Annotated in this window: 12 protein-coding genes and 1 pseudogene; 9 read left to right on the top strand and 4 right to left on the bottom strand. The window is 56.0% G+C overall.

Annotation, left to right across the window (positions count from 1 at the left end; genetic code table 11):
- Window positions 1-43: 43 nt before the first annotated feature.
- The 4 genes from dpaL (at window position 44) to arcC (ending at window position 4,920) form a co-directional block, all read left to right on the top strand.
- Complete coding sequence (dpaL, locus tag GRPL_RS10230) at window positions 44-1,243, top strand: diaminopropionate ammonia-lyase (protein WP_032699632.1); 1,200 nt, start codon at window positions 44-46, stop codon at window positions 1,241-1,243.
- 62 nt (window positions 1,244-1,305) lie between these two features.
- Entirely contained in the window at window positions 1,306-2,517 is a 1,212-nt protein-coding gene (locus tag GRPL_RS10235) for a YgeY family selenium metabolism-linked hydrolase (protein ID WP_032696014.1), read from the top strand.
- Window positions 2,518-2,568: 51 nt separating this feature from the next.
- Complete coding sequence (gene hydA, locus GRPL_RS10240) at window positions 2,569-3,975, top strand: dihydropyrimidinase (RefSeq protein WP_032687282.1); 1,407 nt, start codon at window positions 2,569-2,571, stop codon at window positions 3,973-3,975.
- Window positions 3,976-3,987: 12 nt separating this feature from the next.
- Window positions 3,988-4,920, top strand: a complete 933-nt coding sequence (gene arcC / locus GRPL_RS10245) for a carbamate kinase (protein ID WP_032687281.1) — start codon at window positions 3,988-3,990, stop codon at window positions 4,918-4,920.
- Window positions 4,921-5,006: 86 nt separating this feature from the next.
- On the opposite strand, the gene yqeB is transcribed toward arcC, so the two are convergent.
- Both yqeB and yqeC read right to left on the bottom strand, forming a co-directional pair.
- Window positions 5,007-6,632, bottom strand: a complete 1,626-nt coding sequence (gene yqeB, locus GRPL_RS10250) for a selenium-dependent molybdenum cofactor biosynthesis protein YqeB (protein WP_032699630.1) — start codon at window positions 6,630-6,632, stop codon at window positions 5,007-5,009.
- A 41-nt stretch (window positions 6,633-6,673) separates the two neighbouring features.
- Window positions 6,674-7,432: a selenium cofactor biosynthesis protein YqeC gene (gene yqeC, locus GRPL_RS10255; RefSeq protein WP_032699629.1), complete on the bottom strand. Its 759-nt coding sequence runs from the start codon at window positions 7,430-7,432 to the stop codon at window positions 6,674-6,676.
- Between the two features lie 34 nt (window positions 7,433-7,466).
- On the opposite strand from yqeC, the gene GRPL_RS10260 reads away from it, so the two are divergent.
- The 3 genes from GRPL_RS10260 (at window position 7,467) to ssnA (ending at window position 12,779) form a co-directional block, all read left to right on the top strand.
- A complete protein-coding gene (locus GRPL_RS10260; protein WP_032687275.1) occupies window positions 7,467-8,045 on the top strand; it encodes an NTP transferase domain-containing protein in 579 nt (192 codons plus the stop codon).
- Between the two features lie 298 nt (window positions 8,046-8,343).
- Window positions 8,344-11,448: a putative selenate reductase subunit YgfK gene (ygfK, locus tag GRPL_RS10265; RefSeq protein ID WP_032699627.1), complete on the top strand. Its 3,105-nt coding sequence runs from the start codon at window positions 8,344-8,346 to the stop codon at window positions 11,446-11,448.
- Window positions 11,445-12,779: a putative aminohydrolase SsnA gene (ssnA, locus tag GRPL_RS10270; RefSeq protein WP_032699625.1), complete on the top strand. Its 1,335-nt coding sequence runs from the start codon at window positions 11,445-11,447 to the stop codon at window positions 12,777-12,779. The genes ygfK and ssnA overlap by 4 nt, the downstream gene beginning before the upstream one ends.
- A gap of 57 nt (window positions 12,780-12,836) precedes the next feature.
- Here the strand turns inward: ssnA and GRPL_RS0125770 are convergent.
- Window positions 12,837-13,312, bottom strand: a pseudogene (locus GRPL_RS0125770) (4Fe-4S dicluster domain-containing protein).
- Window positions 13,309-15,249 carry a formate-dependent uric acid utilization protein YgfT gene (ygfT, locus tag GRPL_RS10275; protein ID WP_032699623.1) on the bottom strand — a complete coding sequence of 647 codons (1,941 nt, stop codon included), beginning with the start codon at window positions 15,247-15,249 and terminating at the stop codon, window positions 13,309-13,311. The pseudogene GRPL_RS0125770 and the gene ygfT overlap by 4 nt, the downstream one beginning before the upstream one ends.
- Window positions 15,250-15,676: 427 nt before the next feature.
- Between ygfT and GRPL_RS10280 the strand changes: the two genes are divergently transcribed.
- Window positions 15,677-17,122, top strand: coding sequence for a nucleobase:cation symporter-2 family protein (locus tag GRPL_RS10280; RefSeq protein WP_050500315.1), 1,446 nt, complete (start codon window positions 15,677-15,679; stop codon window positions 17,120-17,122).
- A gap of 247 nt (window positions 17,123-17,369) precedes the next feature.
- A partial coding sequence (locus GRPL_RS26955; RefSeq protein ID WP_155274631.1) for a hypothetical protein occupies window positions 17,370-17,494 on the top strand: 125 nt, incomplete at its 3' end.

Here is a 17,494-nt window from a genome sequence, read left to right as displayed (position 1 = left end):
CAGGCCAGCATCACAGCCTCCGCATGAAGGATAAGGACAGTGTATGTCTGCTTTCTCACTGAAAATGGATATTGCCGAAAACCGTTTTTTTACCGGCGAAGCATCGCCGCTGTTTTCGCGCCAGCAGGCGCAACAGGCGCGCCATTTTCATCAAAAAATCGTCGGATATGAACCGACGCCGCTGTATGCCCTTAAGTCGCTGGCGGCTCTGTTTGGCGTGAGTACGATTCTGGTCAAAGACGAGTCGCAGCGTTTCGGTCTGAACGCATTCAAAATGCTGGGCGGCGCCTACGCTATCGCACAGCTGCTGTGCGAAAAATATCACCTGGATATCAACGCGTTCTCATTCGCTACCTTCAAAGCCAGTACAAAAGAAAAGATGACCTTTGCCACCACCACCGATGGTAACCACGGACGCGGCGTGGCGTGGGCGGCACAGCAGCTGGGTCAGAATGCCGTTATCTATATGCCCAAAGGATCGGCCCAGGAGCGCGTTGATGCCATCCTGCGGCTTGGCGCCCGGTGTATCGTCACCGAGATGAACTATGACGATACCGTACGCTTCACGATGCAAACTGCCCGGCAAAACGGCTGGGAGGTGGTACAAGACACCGCCTGGGAGGGATATACCAAAATCCCGACCAGGATTATGCAAGGTTACGCCACCCTCGCCGATGAAGCGGTAGAGCAGATGGCGGCAATGGGCATTGCTCGTCCGACCCACGTCTTCCTGCAGGCTGGCGTCGGCGCGATGGCCGGCGGCGTGCTCGGTTATCTGGTGGACGTCTTCGGCGCACGCGATCTGCATTCGGTTATCGTTGAGCCGGAGCTGGCGGATTGTCTCTACCGTTCAGGCGTCAAAGGTCAAATCGTCAACGTTGGCGGCAGCATGGCCACGATTATGGCGGGCCTGGCCTGCGGCGAACCCAACCCGCTGGGCTGGGACATTCTACGCAACTGCGCCACCCAGTTTATCTCCTGTCAGGATGCCGTAGCCGCGCTCGGGATGCGCGTACTGGGTAATCCTCTCGGCACCGATCCACGGGTGATTTCCGGAGAGTCTGGCGCTGTCGGTCTGGGCATTCTCTGCGCCGTACATTTTCACCCACAGCGCGAAGCGCTGATGAATAAGCTCGGACTGGATAGCCACTCCGTGGTGCTGGTTATCAGTACGGAAGGCGATACCGATGTGAAGCACTACCGGGAAGTCGTCTGGGAAGGTAAATATCCGGCGGCCCAATAATTCCTCAAAACACTGACAAATTCATCCCGCTGAGCGGGAAACAAAAACTGGAGAACTGATTCATGGCCAGGCACATTCCCTTCAAACTGATTCTTGAAAAAGCAAACCACTACCAACAGGACATGACCCGTTTTCTCCGGGACATGGTGGCAATACCGAGCGAAAGCTGTGATGAAAAACGCGTGGTCCATCGCATTAAAGAAGAGATGGAAAAGGTCGGCTTCGACAAAGTGGTCATCGACCCGATGGGCAACGTTCTTGGTTATATCGGCCATGGCCCGCGTCTGGTCGCGATGGACGCACATATCGATACCGTCGGCATCGGCAACATCAAAAACTGGAATTTCGATCCCTATGAAGGCATGGAGACCGATGAGTTAATCGGCGGTCGTGGAACGTCGGACCAGGAAGGCGGAATGGCCTCAATGGTCTATGCCGGTAAAATTATCAAAGACCTCGGACTGGAAGATGAGTACACCCTGCTGGTCACCGGTACCGTTCAGGAGGAAGACTGCGATGGGCTGTGCTGGCAGTACATCATCGAGCAGTCAGGTATTCGCCCGGAGTTTGTCGTCAGCACCGAACCAACGGACTGTCAGATCTACCGAGGTCAGCGCGGGCGTATGGAAATTCGCGTTGATGTCCATGGCATCAGTTGCCACGGTTCCGCGCCGGAACGCGGCGATAACGCCATTTTCAAAATGGGGCCAATCCTCAATGAACTGCAGGATCTCTCGCACAAACTGGGCAATGATGAGTTCCTGGGTAAAGGCACCCTGACCGTTTCGGAAATTTTCTTCACCTCGCCAAGCCGCTGCGCCGTTGCCGACAGCTGCGCTATCTCCATCGACCGGCGCCTGACCTGGGGGGAAACCTGGGAAGGGGCGCTGGCGGAAATCCGCGCCCTGCCCGCCGTACAAAATGCAGACGCGGTGGTGTCGATGTACAACTATGACCGCCCCTCCTGGACTGGCCTGGTCTACCCGACCGAGTGCTATTTCCCGACCTGGAAAGTGGAAGAGAACCACTTCACCGTCCGCGCGCTCAGCAATGCCTATGAAGGGCTGTTTGGCAAAGCACCGGTCGTTGATAAATGGACGTTCTCTACCAACGGCGTCTCCATCATGGGCCGTCACGGCATTCCGGTCATCGGTTTTGGTCCAGGTAAAGAACCGGAAGCCCATGCGCCTAATGAGAAGACCTGGAAATCCCATCTGGTGACCTGTGCCGCGATGTATGCCGCCATTCCGCTTAGCTGGCTGGCCACGGAATAATCATTGTCTGCAACGCCTCCCGTCGCTTGGCGACGGGAGTCTGGAGTGTTTATGCGCGTACTGATTAAAAATGGCATCGTCGTCAATGCCGACGGCCGGGCTAAACAGGATTTGCTCATTGAAAACGGTCTGGTCAGCCGTCTGGCCCACCAGATAACGCTTGACCAACCGTGCGACACTATCGATGCCGAAGGTTGCTACGTGATGCCCGGCGGCATCGATGTTCATACCCACTTTAATATTGATACCGGACTCGCCCGCAGCTGTGATGATTTTTTTACCGGTACCCGCGCCGCCGCGTGTGGCGGTACAACAACCATCATCGATCATATGGGCTTCGGCCCTGCCGGCTGTCGGTTACGCCACCAGCTGGAGGCCTACCACGGATATGCCGCTTATAAAGCGGTGATTGACTACAGTTTTCATGGCGTTATCCAGCATATTAATCACGCGATTCTTGATGAGATCCCGATGATGGTCGAGGCGGGGATCAGCAGCTTTAAGCTCTACCTGACCTACCAGTACAAACTCAATGATGACGAGGCGCTGCAGGCGATGCGTCATCTACAGCGGGCCGGGGCATTAACGACCGTTCATCCGGAAAATGATGCCGCTATTGCGCAAAAGCGCGCTGAGTTTCTCGCCGCCGGTAAAACCGCCCCGCGCTATCACGCTTTAAGTCGCCCGTTTGAGTGCGAAGCCGAAGCCATCGCGCGGATGATCAATCTGGCACAACTTGCGGGCAACGCGCCGCTATACATCGTGCATCTCTCCAATAGTCTGGGTCTGGACTATCTACGTCTTGCCCAAACCCGCCATCAGCCGGTATGGGTAGAAACCTGCCCACAGTATCTGCTGCTCGACGAACGCTGCTATGAACGTGAAGATGCCTTGCAGTTTCTGCTCAGTCCACCGCTGCGTAACGCCAGGCATAACGATGCCCTGTGGTGCGGTATCAGCGATGGCGCGATTGATGTGGTCGCCACCGATCACTGTGCTTTCTCCATGGCCCAACGCCAGCAGCTTTCCGGTGGCGATTTCAGCCGCTGTCCGAACGGTCTGCCGGGAGTCGAAAATCGTTTGCTGCTCCTGTTCTCCCATGGGGTGATGACCGGACGTATTTCTGCCGAACGTTTCGTGGCGCTCACCAGCGCGACGCCGGCAAAGCTGTTCGGCCTGTGGCCGAAAAAAGGGCTGCTGGCGCCCGGCGCCGATGGCGATGTGGTGATCATCGATCCGCGGCGGACGACCACCATTCGTCATGAAATGCTGCATGACAACGCTGACTATTCCCCGTGGGAGGGGTTTATCTGCCAGGGCGCTATTCGCCAGACCTTGTCTCACGGCAGAGTGATCTTCGATAACGGTCACTTTACCGGCACCGCAGGCCAGGGGCGTTTCTTGCGCCGCCATCCTTTTTCAATCGCTAACGCTCCCGTAAGCGGAAATGCACCCTAAAGTGAGGAATGAATGAGTAAGAAAATTGTTCTCGCCCTTGGCGGAAATGCCTTAGGGGACGATCTGGCCGGGCAAATGCAGGCCGTTAAACAAACCGCGCAGGCCATCGTTGACCTGATTGCTCAGGGACACCAGGTGGTGGTGACTCACGGAAATGGTCCGCAGGTGGGGATGATTAACCTCGCTTTTGAAGCCGCCGCGAAAACTGAAGCGCACACCCCCATGTTGCCCATGTCGGTCTGCGTCGCCCTCAGCCAGGGCTACATTGGCTACGACTTACAAAACGCACTACGTGAAGCGCTCCTTTCCCGAGGAATGAGCGTGCCCGTGGCAACGCTGATAACCCAGGTCGAAGTGGACGCCAACGACCCCGCATTTAAACATCCAACCAAACCTATCGGTTCCTTTTTTAGCGAAGAAGAAGCCAGACAGCTGACCCGCCAGGGGTACACCATGAAAGAAGATGCCGGCCGCGGCTACCGCCGCGTTGTCGCCTCGCCGCAACCGGTGGATATCATCGAAAAAGAGACGGTGAAAGCGATGATGGAAGCGGGTCATGTGGTGATTACCGTGGGCGGCGGCGGTATCCCCGTCATTCGTGAAGGCCATCACCTGCGGGGTGCCAGCGCGGTGATTGATAAAGACTGGGCCAGCGCTAAACTGGCAGCGATGATTGACGCCGATATGCTCATTATCCTGACGGCGGTGGAGAAAGTCGCCATCAACTTTGGCAAAGCGGATGAGCAGTGGCTGGATACGCTCACGCTTAGCGATGCCGAACGCTATATTCGCGAAGGCCATTTCGCGAAAGGTTCTATGCTCCCGAAGGTTGAAGCGGCAGCCTCGTTCGCGCGCTCCCGTCCCGGACGTCAAGCCCTGATTACGGTGCTGAGCAAGGCTCAGGAAGGAATTGAAGGCAAAACCGGAACGGTGATTGCTGGTTAAACGATGCCTGATATGGCCAGCAACCCTGAATACGCCCGGTGATGTTCCGGGCGATTTTTACCGGACAAGCCCGCGAGATATCAGGCTCAGGCGACCGTCAACACCGCTTCTTTCGCCTTAACGCCGCGATGCATTAGCGTCATTAGCGCTTCAAGCACGCCACCGCCAATCGCTCTGGCCTTATCCGATACGCTGGTATAATCGGCGTCGGCGCCTCGCGGGTCGATATCACCGATTTTGAAACCGCTGTTAACCACCAGGCCATCGTTTAATAACCCCCGCACCATGCCGCCCAGCGGAGCCAGAATCTCCCTGTCACCGATGGTGGCGATCGTCTCCCCTTCGTTGACAATATCGCCCAGCCGCACCCGCCCCTGCAGCACGCCGGCTACCGGGGCGCGGATCACCCTCAGCGAGGTGTGCCCCTGAATGTTGCCCGGGATCCCGGTATTCGCCTGGGCGCAGCCGTGGTATATCACCTGGCCTAACCAGTGGCCCCGATGGGTTTCAATTACCGCGTGGCAATCTTTCCCGGCGCAAAAACCGGGGCCAAGCGCGATCACCGCCGGTGCCAGCCCGCAATGAGTACCGAAGTTTTCCTTCGCCAGAATCGCATCCACCACGCAGGCGGGCCTCAGGTCGCGCAGGGAGTGACACGATGGGTCGACCAGAAGTGGGATGGCCCCATTTTCAACGATGCGCATAGCCTCATGTACCGACGCGGCGCGCCGGGCAACAACGCCCTCCACCGTCACTTCACCGTCGAATATCGCCTGGGCAAAGGCCACGCTGCGGCGGATCGCCGTCGGTTTTTCAACCTCGAGCATGATCACCTTAAATCCGGCATGCCAGAGCCGCAGCGCCACCCCGGTAGCAATATCTCCGGCACCGCGAATCACCACCCGCAGATGCTGTGAGGGATGATCCACCGCCATCATCAGGCCACCCGCGGCCTGATTTTTCACCTGCAGGATCTCCGCCAGGACGCTGATGGCTATCTCGTTTGGCGTCTCGGCGCCAATGCTATAGCCCACCGGCGCATGCAGCCGCGCAATGTGATCTTCCGCAATCCCGTTTTCACGCAGTTGACGTAAAAAAACCTGAACCTTACGGCGGCTGGCCAACAGACCCAGCCAGGCCACTGGCTGGGTAATCAGCCAATCCAGCGCTTCGCGATCTTTATTGTTGGTGGCGATGAGGACAAAATTGTCAGGGCCAATGTTCAGCTTGTCTAACGCGCAACTAAAGGTTTCTGCATGCAACAGCTGGGTCGACGGGGGGAAGAAATCAGGATTGAGGCTCTCCCGATAGATATCGGCAACGGCGATTTCGAACCCCACCAGCGCCGCAATTTGCGCAATTGCGCGGTTGACGTGTCCGCCGCCGATCAGCACCAGGCGCGGCCGCAGGCCATGCACGCTGATATAAACCGACATCGCGCCTCCGCAGTCAGAGCCAACGGCATCGGTCCCGTTGCGCGCCATCCTGCCGTGAAACATTCGCGACGTCTTCTCACTTAGCGCCACCAGTGCCTCATCAATCACTTTTCGCTCCACCATACCGCCGCCTATGGTTCCCGCAATGGTCCCGTCAGCGCGGATCAACATCTGCGCTGAGTGCCTGGGCGTTGAGCCTCTGCTGTCAACAATCTGCGCCAGCGCAAACGGGCGATTCTGTTCTTCGAGTCTTGCAGCTTCTGAGAAAATATTCATAACAACCTCGATGGCTATCCCTTTTCATCCCAGAGTGAACCTCACTCTCTCACTCGTCTGCGCGTGATTGCCGGACGCTCCTGAACGGATCCCGCCCAGATGGCATCAACATCGCCATCAACCAGCAGGTCGGCTGTCAGCAAATTATCATTTTGAGAAAGCTGATTAAGTAACCAGATGCGCCGTACACCCGGCGGCGTATCTTTAAAGGCCCCTTCAGGATGCCGAATGAAACGATGCAGCATCTGCCAGCTCAGCCTGTCACCCGGTACGGCGGCGGTTATTCGGCAAAAAAAGGGCCAGCGATGAACCGTCCCAGGACCAATACATTGCCCAATCAACCCGCCTCCCGTCACGGCAATGACGCAGCGACTTGAATCAGGGATGCAAGGTTCATGCTCGTTTGGCGCTTTAAGTGCAAAACCGTTAGCGCCGTCGGCTTCTACCAGCACCACGTCTACGTGAGCCTGCGCCACCAGTCCATCAAGTTGCTCGCCGGTAAACCCCTTTACTTTTCCAGCCTGCGGCAGCCATGCGGAAAAACAGGCCAGCAGCGGCGGCTGCCAGACGACTGCCGGCAGCCGCCCCGGGTCGCGACAGATAACAACCGGCATCTGCTCCGGTAGAGACATATGCGTGGTGGTGGTCAACAGGACCCGTCGTCCGGCCTGGACAAATAATTCAGCCAGCCACAACAACGTACTGGTTTTGCCACCCGCGCCAACGGCGGAAATAAGTAACGGGCTGGCAGATGCACCTAAATCACAAAACAAGGCGTCATCTTGCGGTATATTTTCCATTAATCAGGTTCACTTCCATTATTTAAAGAGCGCTATGAAGCCGATCGACTGTATTATTACCGCCGCCGGGTTGTCCTCACGAATGGGGCAGTGGAAAATGATGTTACCCTGGCAAGAGGGAACAATACTTGATGCAAGTATTAAAAATGCCCTGCAGTTTTGCTCACGTATTATTCTGGTGACGGGTTTTCACGCGCAGGAACTGCAGACACGCTATAGTAACAACCCCAGGATAACGCTGGTGCATAATGCGGATTATCAACATGGGCTGCTCTCTTCCGTGATCTGCGGGGCCCGCGCCGTAAAAAGCGAATACTGCTTTATCACCCACGGCGATCTGCCTTGTATCCGCGCTGAGGTATTCCGCACCCTGTGGCCGTTGCGCTATAACGGTTCGATTCTTCCGTATTATCAAGGAATACCGGGCCATCCCATTCTCGTTGCCCGCCGCTATTTGCAACAGCGGCTGAACCATTCTGACGGTTCATCTGTCCGCCAGGCTCTGCTCAGCGGTCGGCATCAACGGCTGGAACTGGAATATCCGGAAATTATTTTTGATATTGATACCCCTGCCGATTTTATTCGCCTGCAAAATAGCCCGCGTTGCTCGTAGCGATGCCCTCGCGTCTCATGAGCGCGTTTAACGCAATAACGTAAATTATCATTGTGATAGATAAACGTTGATTTTGAGAAATAAGCACAATTCATTTTGCTGAGTGATTTGAATTCGCATTAGCGTAACGTGATGTATTTCATAAAGCGTCATTAACTTTAGATCTCTCTCACAGATTCGTATCCGCTTAGCTTAATGGCTAAATAACTGGTGCGATTGTTGCTCCAGCTCTCCCCATTCGTCGGAAAGATCGTTTTCCCGATAATATTCGTTCACCGATTAATCTAAGGAGAGGGTTATGGGAGATATCATGCGTCCCGTCCCGTTTGAGGCATTATTGACGCGTATCTTTGATGAATACCAAAACCATCGCTCGATATTTGGTATTCCTGAACAGCAATTTTACTCGCCGGCAAGCCCGAATCGACTCACCGTGTTCGGCGAGAGTTGTGCAACCCCCGTTGGACCTGCCGCCGGACCGCATACCCAGCTGGCGCAAAATATTATCACCAGCTGGTTAACCGGCGGTCGGTTTATTGAACTGAAAACCGTACAAATCCTCGATCGGCTTGAGCTGGAAAAACCGTGTATCGACGCCGAAGATGAATGTTTTAATACGGAATGGTCGACCGAATTTACCCTGAAAAAGGCGGCTGATGAGTACCTGAAAGCGTGGTTTATTCTACACCTGCTGGAAGAGATTTTCCCGCTCACGCCGATGAAGAGCGGCAAATCATTTATTTTCAATATGAGCGTGGGTTATAACCTTGACGGTATCAAGCAGCCGCCGATGCAGCAGTTTATCAACACCATGATGAATGCCAGCAAGCAACCTGAGTTTTCCCTCTATCGCGATATTCTCGACCGCTGGCTGCATGACGAGAGGTTCCTTCTCCGCTTCCCCGGCGATGATATCCGTCCACGGCTCGACACGCTGGCACACAGGATCCCCGCCACCCTGGTACACGGCGTAACGCTGTCGACGATGCATGGCTGTCCGCCGGATGAAATTGAAGCCATTTGTCGCTATATGCTGGAAGAGAAAAACCTCAATACCTTCGTCAAACTCAACCCGACGCTTCTCGGCTATCCCCGGGTACGTGAAATTCTTGATACCTGCGGCTTTGGCTATATCGCGCTCAATGAAGAGTCCTTTGACCATGATCTGAAAATCGATCGGGCATTAGCTATGCTGGAACGCCTGATGCAACTGGCAAAAGAGAAGCATCTCGGCTTCGGCGTGAAGCTGACCAATACGCTCGGCACCGTCAACAACAAAGGCGCGCTGCCGGGAGATGAGATGTATATGTCCGGTCGCGCGCTGTTCCCGCTGTCCATCAATGTTGCCGCTCTTCTTTCCCGCGCTTTTGACGGCAAGCTGCCCATCTCCTACTCAGGAGGCGCCAGCCAGCTCAATATTCGCGAAATTTTTGCCACGGGGATTCATCCGATCACGATGGCGACGGACCTGTTGAAGCCGGGAGGCTACCTGCGGCTTAGCGAATGTATGCGCGAACTGGAGCAGTCTGACGGCTGGAAGATGACTCAGGTGGACGTCACGCGGTTGAATGCGCTGGCGGAAAAAGCCGTCAGTATGGCGTACACCCAAAAACACTGGAAACCCAATGACCGTATTGATGTCGGCGAGAAACTGCCCCTCACCGACTGCTACGTCGCACCATGCGTTACCGCCTGCGCTATTAAGCAGGATATCCCGGAATATATCCGCCTGATGGGCGAACAGCGCTATGCCGACGCGCTGGAGCTGATTTATCAGCGCAATGCCCTGCCGGCCATTACCGGTCATATCTGCGACCATCAGTGTCAGTACAACTGTACTCGTCTGGACTACGACAGCGCACTTCACATTCGTGAGTTGAAAAAAATCGCCCTGGAGAAAGGCTGGGAGGAATATCAGCAGCGCTGGCATAAACCCGCAGGCTCCGGCACCCGACATCCGGTAGCCGTGATTGGCGCTGGCCCGGCAGGATTGGCCGCCGGCTATTTTCTCGCCCGCGCCGGGCATCCGGTGACGCTCTTTGAACGCGAAGCCAATGCCGGCGGCGTGGTGCGCAATATCATCCCGCAATTTCGTATTCCCGCAGAGCTTGTCGAACATGATATCGATTTTGTGATCCGACATGGGGTGAATCTGGTCTACGGCTGCGATCCGCATCTGAGCGTTGAAAAGCTGCAGCAGGAAGGATTCCACTACGTTCTGGTGGGAACCGGTACCGATAAGAACAGCGGTGTCCCGCTAGGCGGTGATAACCCTAACGTACGAAAATCGCTACAGTTTTTGCGGGAGTATAACCGCGGCGACAACCTGATGCTGGGGAAGCATGTGGCTATTATTGGCGCGGGAAATACCGCAATGGACTGCGCCCGCGCGGCCCTGCGCGTCCCCGGAGTGGAGAAGGTCACGATCGTTTATCGCCGTTCACAGCAGGAGATGCCTGCCTGGCGTGAGGAGTATGAAGAAGCCGTTGATGATGGCGTTCAGTTCCGTTTTCTGAACAACCCGGAAGAGTTTAACGCTGATGGCACCTTGACGCTGCGCGTCATGACGCTCGGCGAAGCCGATGAAAAGGGGCGCCGCCGCCCGCTACAAACCGCCGAGACCTGCACGCTGCAGGTCGATACCCTGATAACCGCCATCGGCGAGCAGCAGGACCGCGATGCCCTCGCGACGATGGGTATTCCGCTCAATGAACATGGCTGGCCCGTTGTCGATCTCAATGGTGAAACCGCTAAGGCCAACGTCTTCCTGATCGGCGATGTGCAGCGCGGCCCCTCCTCCATTGTTTCCGCAATCGGCAATGCCCGCCGGGCAACGGATACGATTCTGGCCCGCGAGAATATCCTCAGTCACCATGGCGATAAACGCTGGAATAACGTCAATCCGGCGGAAGTCTACCGCCGGAAAGGGACCATTGCCGTAGCCATGGTAAACAAAGACGATCGAGATGCATTCGTGGCCCAGGAGGCCTCCCGTTGCCTCGAGTGCAATTACCTCTGCAGCAAGTGCGTGGATGTCTGCCCAAACCGTGCCAACGTCTCAATCGCGGTGCCAGGGTTCCAGAATCGTTACCAGACCTTGCACCTTGACGCCTTCTGCAACGAATGCGGTAACTGCGCCCAGTTTTGCCCATGGCAGGGCAAGCCATACAAAGACAAAATCACCCTCTTTAGTCTGCCCGAGGATTTCGGCAACAGCACGAACCCGGGTTTTCTTGTCGAGGCGAACCAGGTTCACGTGCGACAAAACGATCGGATCTGGCTGCTGAATATCGACGAAGGCGGCCAGTTTAACGACGTACCGCCACCGCTTACCGATATGTGCCGCATTATCAGCCATGTTCATCTCCACCATCGCTATCTGCTGGGAGGCGTCGAAGTATGAGTATCCTGATTCTTAAAAATGCGACTGTCGCGCAACTTTACCCGGCAAAAGTCGTGGAAAATGTCGATATCGTTATCGAAAATGAGACCATTATCGATGTCGGTCCGGAGCAATGCCGACGCTATCCGCAGGCCAGCGTTAAAGAGATGCAGGGCCGCCTGGTCATGCCTGGCAACGTGTGCTCTCACAACCATTTCTATTCGGGCTTATCACGCGGTATCCAGGCCAACATCGCCCCCTGTCCGGACTTTATCTCGACGCTGAAAAACCTGTGGTGGCGGCTCGATCGAGCGCTGGATGAAGAGTCGCTGTACTACAGCGGACTCATCTGCTCGCTGGAGGCCATTCGCAGCGGCTGTACTGCGGTTATCGACCATCACGCGTCTCCGGATTATATTGCCGGGTCGCTCAGTCAACTGCGTCAGGCCTTTCTGAAGGTTGGGCTACGCGGCATGACCTGCTTCGAAACAACGGATCGCAACGGCGGCGCCAAAGAGTTACAGGCTGGCGTTGAGGAAAACATTCGCTTTGCTCGCGAAATAGACAGCGCAAGGGAAAAAGGCGATACCCCGTATCTGGTGGAGGCCCATATCGGCGCTCATGCGCCGTTCACTGTCCCGGATGAGGGCCTGAGCATGCTAAACGAGGCCCTGAAGACAACCGGTCGCGGGCTGCATATTCACGCGGCGGAAGACCGCTACGATGTCTCCCACAGCCACCATCATTATGCAAAAGATCTGCTGGTGAGGCTGGCTGATTTCGATCTGATCGACAGCAAAACGCTGATCGCCCACGGGCTGTATCTTTCCAACAGGGATATTGAGCTGCTGAATGCCCAGGACGGATTCCTGGTACATAATGCCCGTTCTAACATGAACAATCATGTGGGCTATAACCAGCGTCTGGCGGCGTTCCGTAACCTGGCGCTCGGTACCGACGGGATGGGTTCTGATATGTTCGAGGAGCTAAAGTTTGCCTTCTTCAAACATCGTGATGCCGGCGGCCCGCTGTGGCCGGATAGCTTTGCCCGCGCATTAAGCAATGGTAATGAACTGCTCAGCCGTAACTTCAAGGCGAAGTTTGGTCGTATTGAAGCCGGTTACAAGGCGGACCTGACCATCAGCGATTACGCCCCGCCCACGCCGTTTATCGCTGAAAATATTGCCGGCCACATTGCCTTCGGGATGGGGAGCAACAACGTTCATAGCGTCATGGTCAACGGAGTCATGGTTTACGAAGATCGTCAGTTTACCTTTGACTGCGAACCGATGTTTGCCGAAGCCAGAAAGGTTGCGGCGAAGATGTGGAAGCGGATGGATACCCTGGCCTGACGCCCCCTGGCAGGAAAAGAACCCGGTCTCTGCGCCGGGTTCTTTTTTGCAACGAGTCTACAGCGTCAACAGACTGGCGGTGGCGACTTTACGCTGTTTTTGCAACGCCGCCAGCGCCTCAGCGCTCATCACGCTGAGCGCAGCCGTCGGGCAAACATCAACGCAGGCGGGCCCCCGTTCACGCGCGACGCACAGATCGCATTTCACCACCACCGGCGGATGCGCCGCCGTGGCCACAATCGTTATTGCGCCAAAAGGACAGGCCACCACGCACCCCTGGCAGCCGATACAACGTGCGGCATCGGCTTCAACCCGCTCGCTTCCCATCGTTAACGCGCCGACCGGACAGGCAGACACGCAGGGCGCGTTTTCACATTGATGACACATCACCGGTACGCTGAGATGTGCGAGACGCATCACCTTCAGGCGCGGATGAAATTCCGCCCTTCAGCCACGTGCGACAGGGCGCAGGCGACTTCACAGGTCCGGCAGCCGATGCAGGCCTGTGGACTGGCGACGATAAAGCTGGTCATACTCCCTCCTTGTTCCTGAACAAAGCCAGCATCTCGTGAGCCGCCTGGCGCCCGGCCACCATCGCTGTAACCACCAAATCGGCGCCATGCACCGCATCCCCGCCGGCGAAAATTTTGTCATTGTCGGTTTGCGTCGTGCCGCGACCTGGACCACCGGTACGAATCTGCCCCCAGCGATCGAGTTGAATCCCGTGCCCGCGCAGCCAGGGCATATCATGCGCCTGGAAGCCAAACGCCATGACCAGCACATCGGCCGGGAGCTCAAATTCTGAGCCGACAATCGGCTGCGGGCGACGACGCCCGTCCGCGCCAGGTTCCCCCATTTCGGTGCGGATCATCCCAACCGCGCTGACCTGACCTTTGCGGTTACGCAGAATAGATTGCGGCTGAACGTTGAACTGAAATTCCACCCCTTCCTCACGCGCGTTCACCACCTCTTTTTTCGAACCCGGCATGCTCAGTTCATCACGCCGGTAGGCACAGGTTACGCTGGCAGCGCCGCGACGGATCGCCGTACGCACGCAGTCCATCGCCGTATCACCTCCCCCCAGCACCACCACGCGTTTACCTTTAATCTCGGTCATCGGATATTCCGGGCTCTCCTCAAGCCCCATCACGTCACGGGTGCTGGCAATCAAAAACGGCAGCGCCTGAATCACGCCCGCGGCGTCTTCCCCCTCCAGGCCCGCCGCCATCAGGCCGTAGGTACCCACGCCAAGAAAAACGGCGTCATAGCCTGCAACCAGGTCGTTGAATGCCACATCGCGCCCCACTTCATGATTGAGGTGAAAAGTTATCCCCATTTCACTGAAGATCTCCCTTCTGACCCGCAGTATGCTTTTATCGAGTTTGAAGGGCGGTATACCAAACGTGAGTAAGCCGCCGATTTCAGGATGTCTGTCGAACACCGCCACCTGTACCCCCGCACGCGCCAGAATATCCGCGCAGCCCAGGCCCGCCGGACCGGCGCCAATGACCGCCACCCGCTCTTTACGCGGCACGACATTCCCCACGCCCGGCCGCCAGCCCATCGCCAGCGCGCTATCAGTGATATAACGCTCAAGGTTGCCAATGGTGATCGAGCCGCCTTCATTTTTCAGTGTACAGGCCCCTTCGCACAGACGATCCTGCGGACAAACCCGGCCGCAAATTTCCGGCAAAGAGCTGCTTTGATGACACAGCTCCGCCGCTTCGATGACATTGCCCTTGTTGACAAGGCGAATAAAATCCGGAATGTGGTTATGCAGCGGACAGGTCCAGTTGCACCATGCTTTCTGGGCGCAATAGAGGCAGCGTTCGCTTTCGTATTCCGCATCGCAGGCCTCAAGCCCGTGGTAAATTTCGCCAAAATGGGTCTTTCGCGTTTCGGCAGCGATTTTTTTCGCCCCGACGCGCGGTAATTTTTCGAGGAACGTTTCGCGTCGCGTCCTCTGACGAGGTTGTACCGCTAGCCCCTGGGCCGCACGAAGCTGTCGTTCGCGGCGCAGCTGGTTGATACCGGCATCATCCATCAGCTTCAACGCCTGTGTCGGGCAGGCTGCCACGCAGGCCTGCTGACCCGATGCATGTTCGCTGCACAAATCGCACTTCTGCGCCAGCTGCGGGGCATCCGCTGCCGCGGAGGTCATTTCGATGGCGCCAAACGGGCAGGCGAGCACACAGTTTTTACAGCCGATGCACTGCGCCTGTCTGAGCTGAATACTGTCATTCGCCAGATAGAGCGCCTGGGTCGGACATGAGGTGACGCAAGGCGCATCGTTACAGTGATGACAGGTAGCGGCACGACTCTCTTTACGGTGGAAGACAATGTGGATGCGCGGAAGGAAATCACGACGCTGCTGCGGCCAGACATCCTGATGATGCGCAGTCACGCAGGCTATCTCACAGACATGGCAGCCAATGCAGCTGGCAGCATCGGCAACAATAAATCGATTCATTTGCGTCCCTTTTATTATTATGAAAATGACAAGGGTCGCGATGCAATAATCAGGCGCTTTTTACGTTCTGCAGCGTAGCAGGTTCATTTTTGAGAACCGCCTCAAAGAAACGCCCTTCCCTGCGGCGACCGGTGACATCCAATGAGATGCCGCGCAGAATCATGTGGCGATTCATAATGATTTCATTCCTATCATTATGAGAACCTTCTGTTCCTCGTCCGTTGTTTAATCCTGACCTGTCGCGGCGTAAACCGCGCGTTCTGTGACAGTCGACTCATTTCGACAACTTTCTGCCTCAAATTCAAAAAACTGGCACTCCCTAAGCATATTCCCCTCAGGTGTATTTCATCGTGACTCATCCTTCTCCCCAGTCGCGCCTTCCAGGGTGCACTGGCGGAAAATGTCGGATAATAAGGAGAACAAAGTTATGAGCGCCATTGATTCTCAGCCACCATCGGTCTCTGGCAGCCCCCACTCAACAGATGAGGTGGATCGCGTCTTGTCGCCGGGGAAGCTGGTCGTTTTGGGTTTGCAACACGTTCTGGTTATGTATGCAGGTGCCGTCGCCGTGCCTTTAATGATAGGGGACCGGTTAGGATTAAGTAAGGATACGGTGGCGCTACTGATCAGCTCCGATCTGTTTTGCTGCGGCGTCGTGACGCTACTGCAATGTATCGGTATCGGTCGCTTTATGGGGATTCGTCTCCCGGTCATTATGTCAGTGACCTTTGCCGCCGTTACGCCGATGCTGGCCATTGGTATACACCCCGATATCGGACTGTTGGGGATTTTCGGTGCGACGATCGGCGCCGGAATCATCACCACGCTGCTCGCCCCTCTCATCGGACGGCTGATGCCACTATTTCCCCCTCTGGTCACCGGCGTGGTGATCACCTCTATCGGTCTGAGCATTATGCAGGTCGGGATCGACTGGGCGGCTGGCGGCAAAGGCAATCCTGACTATGGTAATCCGGTTTATCTGTGCATCTCCTTCGCCGTGCTGCTGTTTATCCTGCTGGTCACGCGTTTCGCCAAAGGTTTTATGTCTAATGTCGCCGTCCTGTTAGGCATCGTCTTTGGCTTTGGCCTTTCAATGATGATGAATGAAGTTAACCTCAACGGCCTGTACGACGCCAAATGGTTCGCCATTGTCACGCCGATGGCGTTAGGGACGCCGGTCTTCGATCCGGTGTCGATTATCACTATGACCGCCGTGGTCATCATCGTTTTTATTGAGTCGATGGGGATGTTCCTGGCGCTGGGTGAAATTGTCGGCCGCAAGCTGACGCCGCAGGATATCGTTCGTGGTTTGCGCGTTGACGGTATCGGCACGGTGTTTGGCGGCGTTTTCAACAGTTTTCCCCACACCTCTTTTTCGCAAAACGTCGGGCTGGTCAGCGTCACAGGCGTTCACAGCCGCTGGGTCTGCGTGGCTTCCGGCGCTATTCTGATAATCTTCGGGATGGTGCCGAAAATGGCGGTGCTGGTCGCCTCCATCCCGCAGTTTGTGCTGGGCGGCGCAGGGCTGGTCATGTTCGGTATGGTACTGGCGACGGGAATTCGCATTCTGGCGCGTATCAACTACTCCTCTAATCGTTACAACCTTTATATCGTCGCCATCAGCCTTGGCGTGGGTCTGACGCCAACGCTGTCGCATGATTTTTTCTCAAAATTCCCGACAGTACTGCAGCCGCTACTGCATAGCGGGATCATGCTGGCCACGTTCAGCGCCGTCACCCTCAATCTGTTCTTTAACGGTTACAACAAACACACGGGGCTGATTCCCGAGAACCGGGCGGTTAAGCGCCAGCCACGTACGATGCGCATGTGGTTACTGATGCGCAAAGTTAAACAGCAGCAACACGATGAATAACGAGAAAGACTCCGGCGTCAGTGCATAGCTCTGACGCCGTCATCCCGTAACCGGGAGCATAAATTCCGCGAACTCAGGAGAACTCATCATGTTATTACGCCTGGTTTTCGCCACCGCGGTTCTCTGTTTGCTGAGCCAGCCAGCGGTGCAATATGCCATTAATTTGAGTATCCATAGCCGCTTCGACTTTTGGTTGCTCTTTTAATCGCGCTGTCTCCGCTTCGTTCTGACGAGGAAAATTATCATAATGAAAAAGGTGATTACCGTATGCCCGTATTGCGCAGCTGGCTGTAAGCTCAGGCTGGTCGTTGAGGAGGAAAAAATCCTGCATGCCGAAGCGGCAATGGGCAAAAATAACCAGGGGACCCTGTG

Source organism: Klebsiella planticola ATCC 33531 (genome assembly GCF_000735435.1).
In the GTDB taxonomy this organism is placed as follows: domain Bacteria; phylum Pseudomonadota; class Gammaproteobacteria; order Enterobacterales; family Enterobacteriaceae; genus Klebsiella; species Klebsiella planticola.
This window is presented reverse-complemented; position numbering and strand designations above follow the sequence as displayed.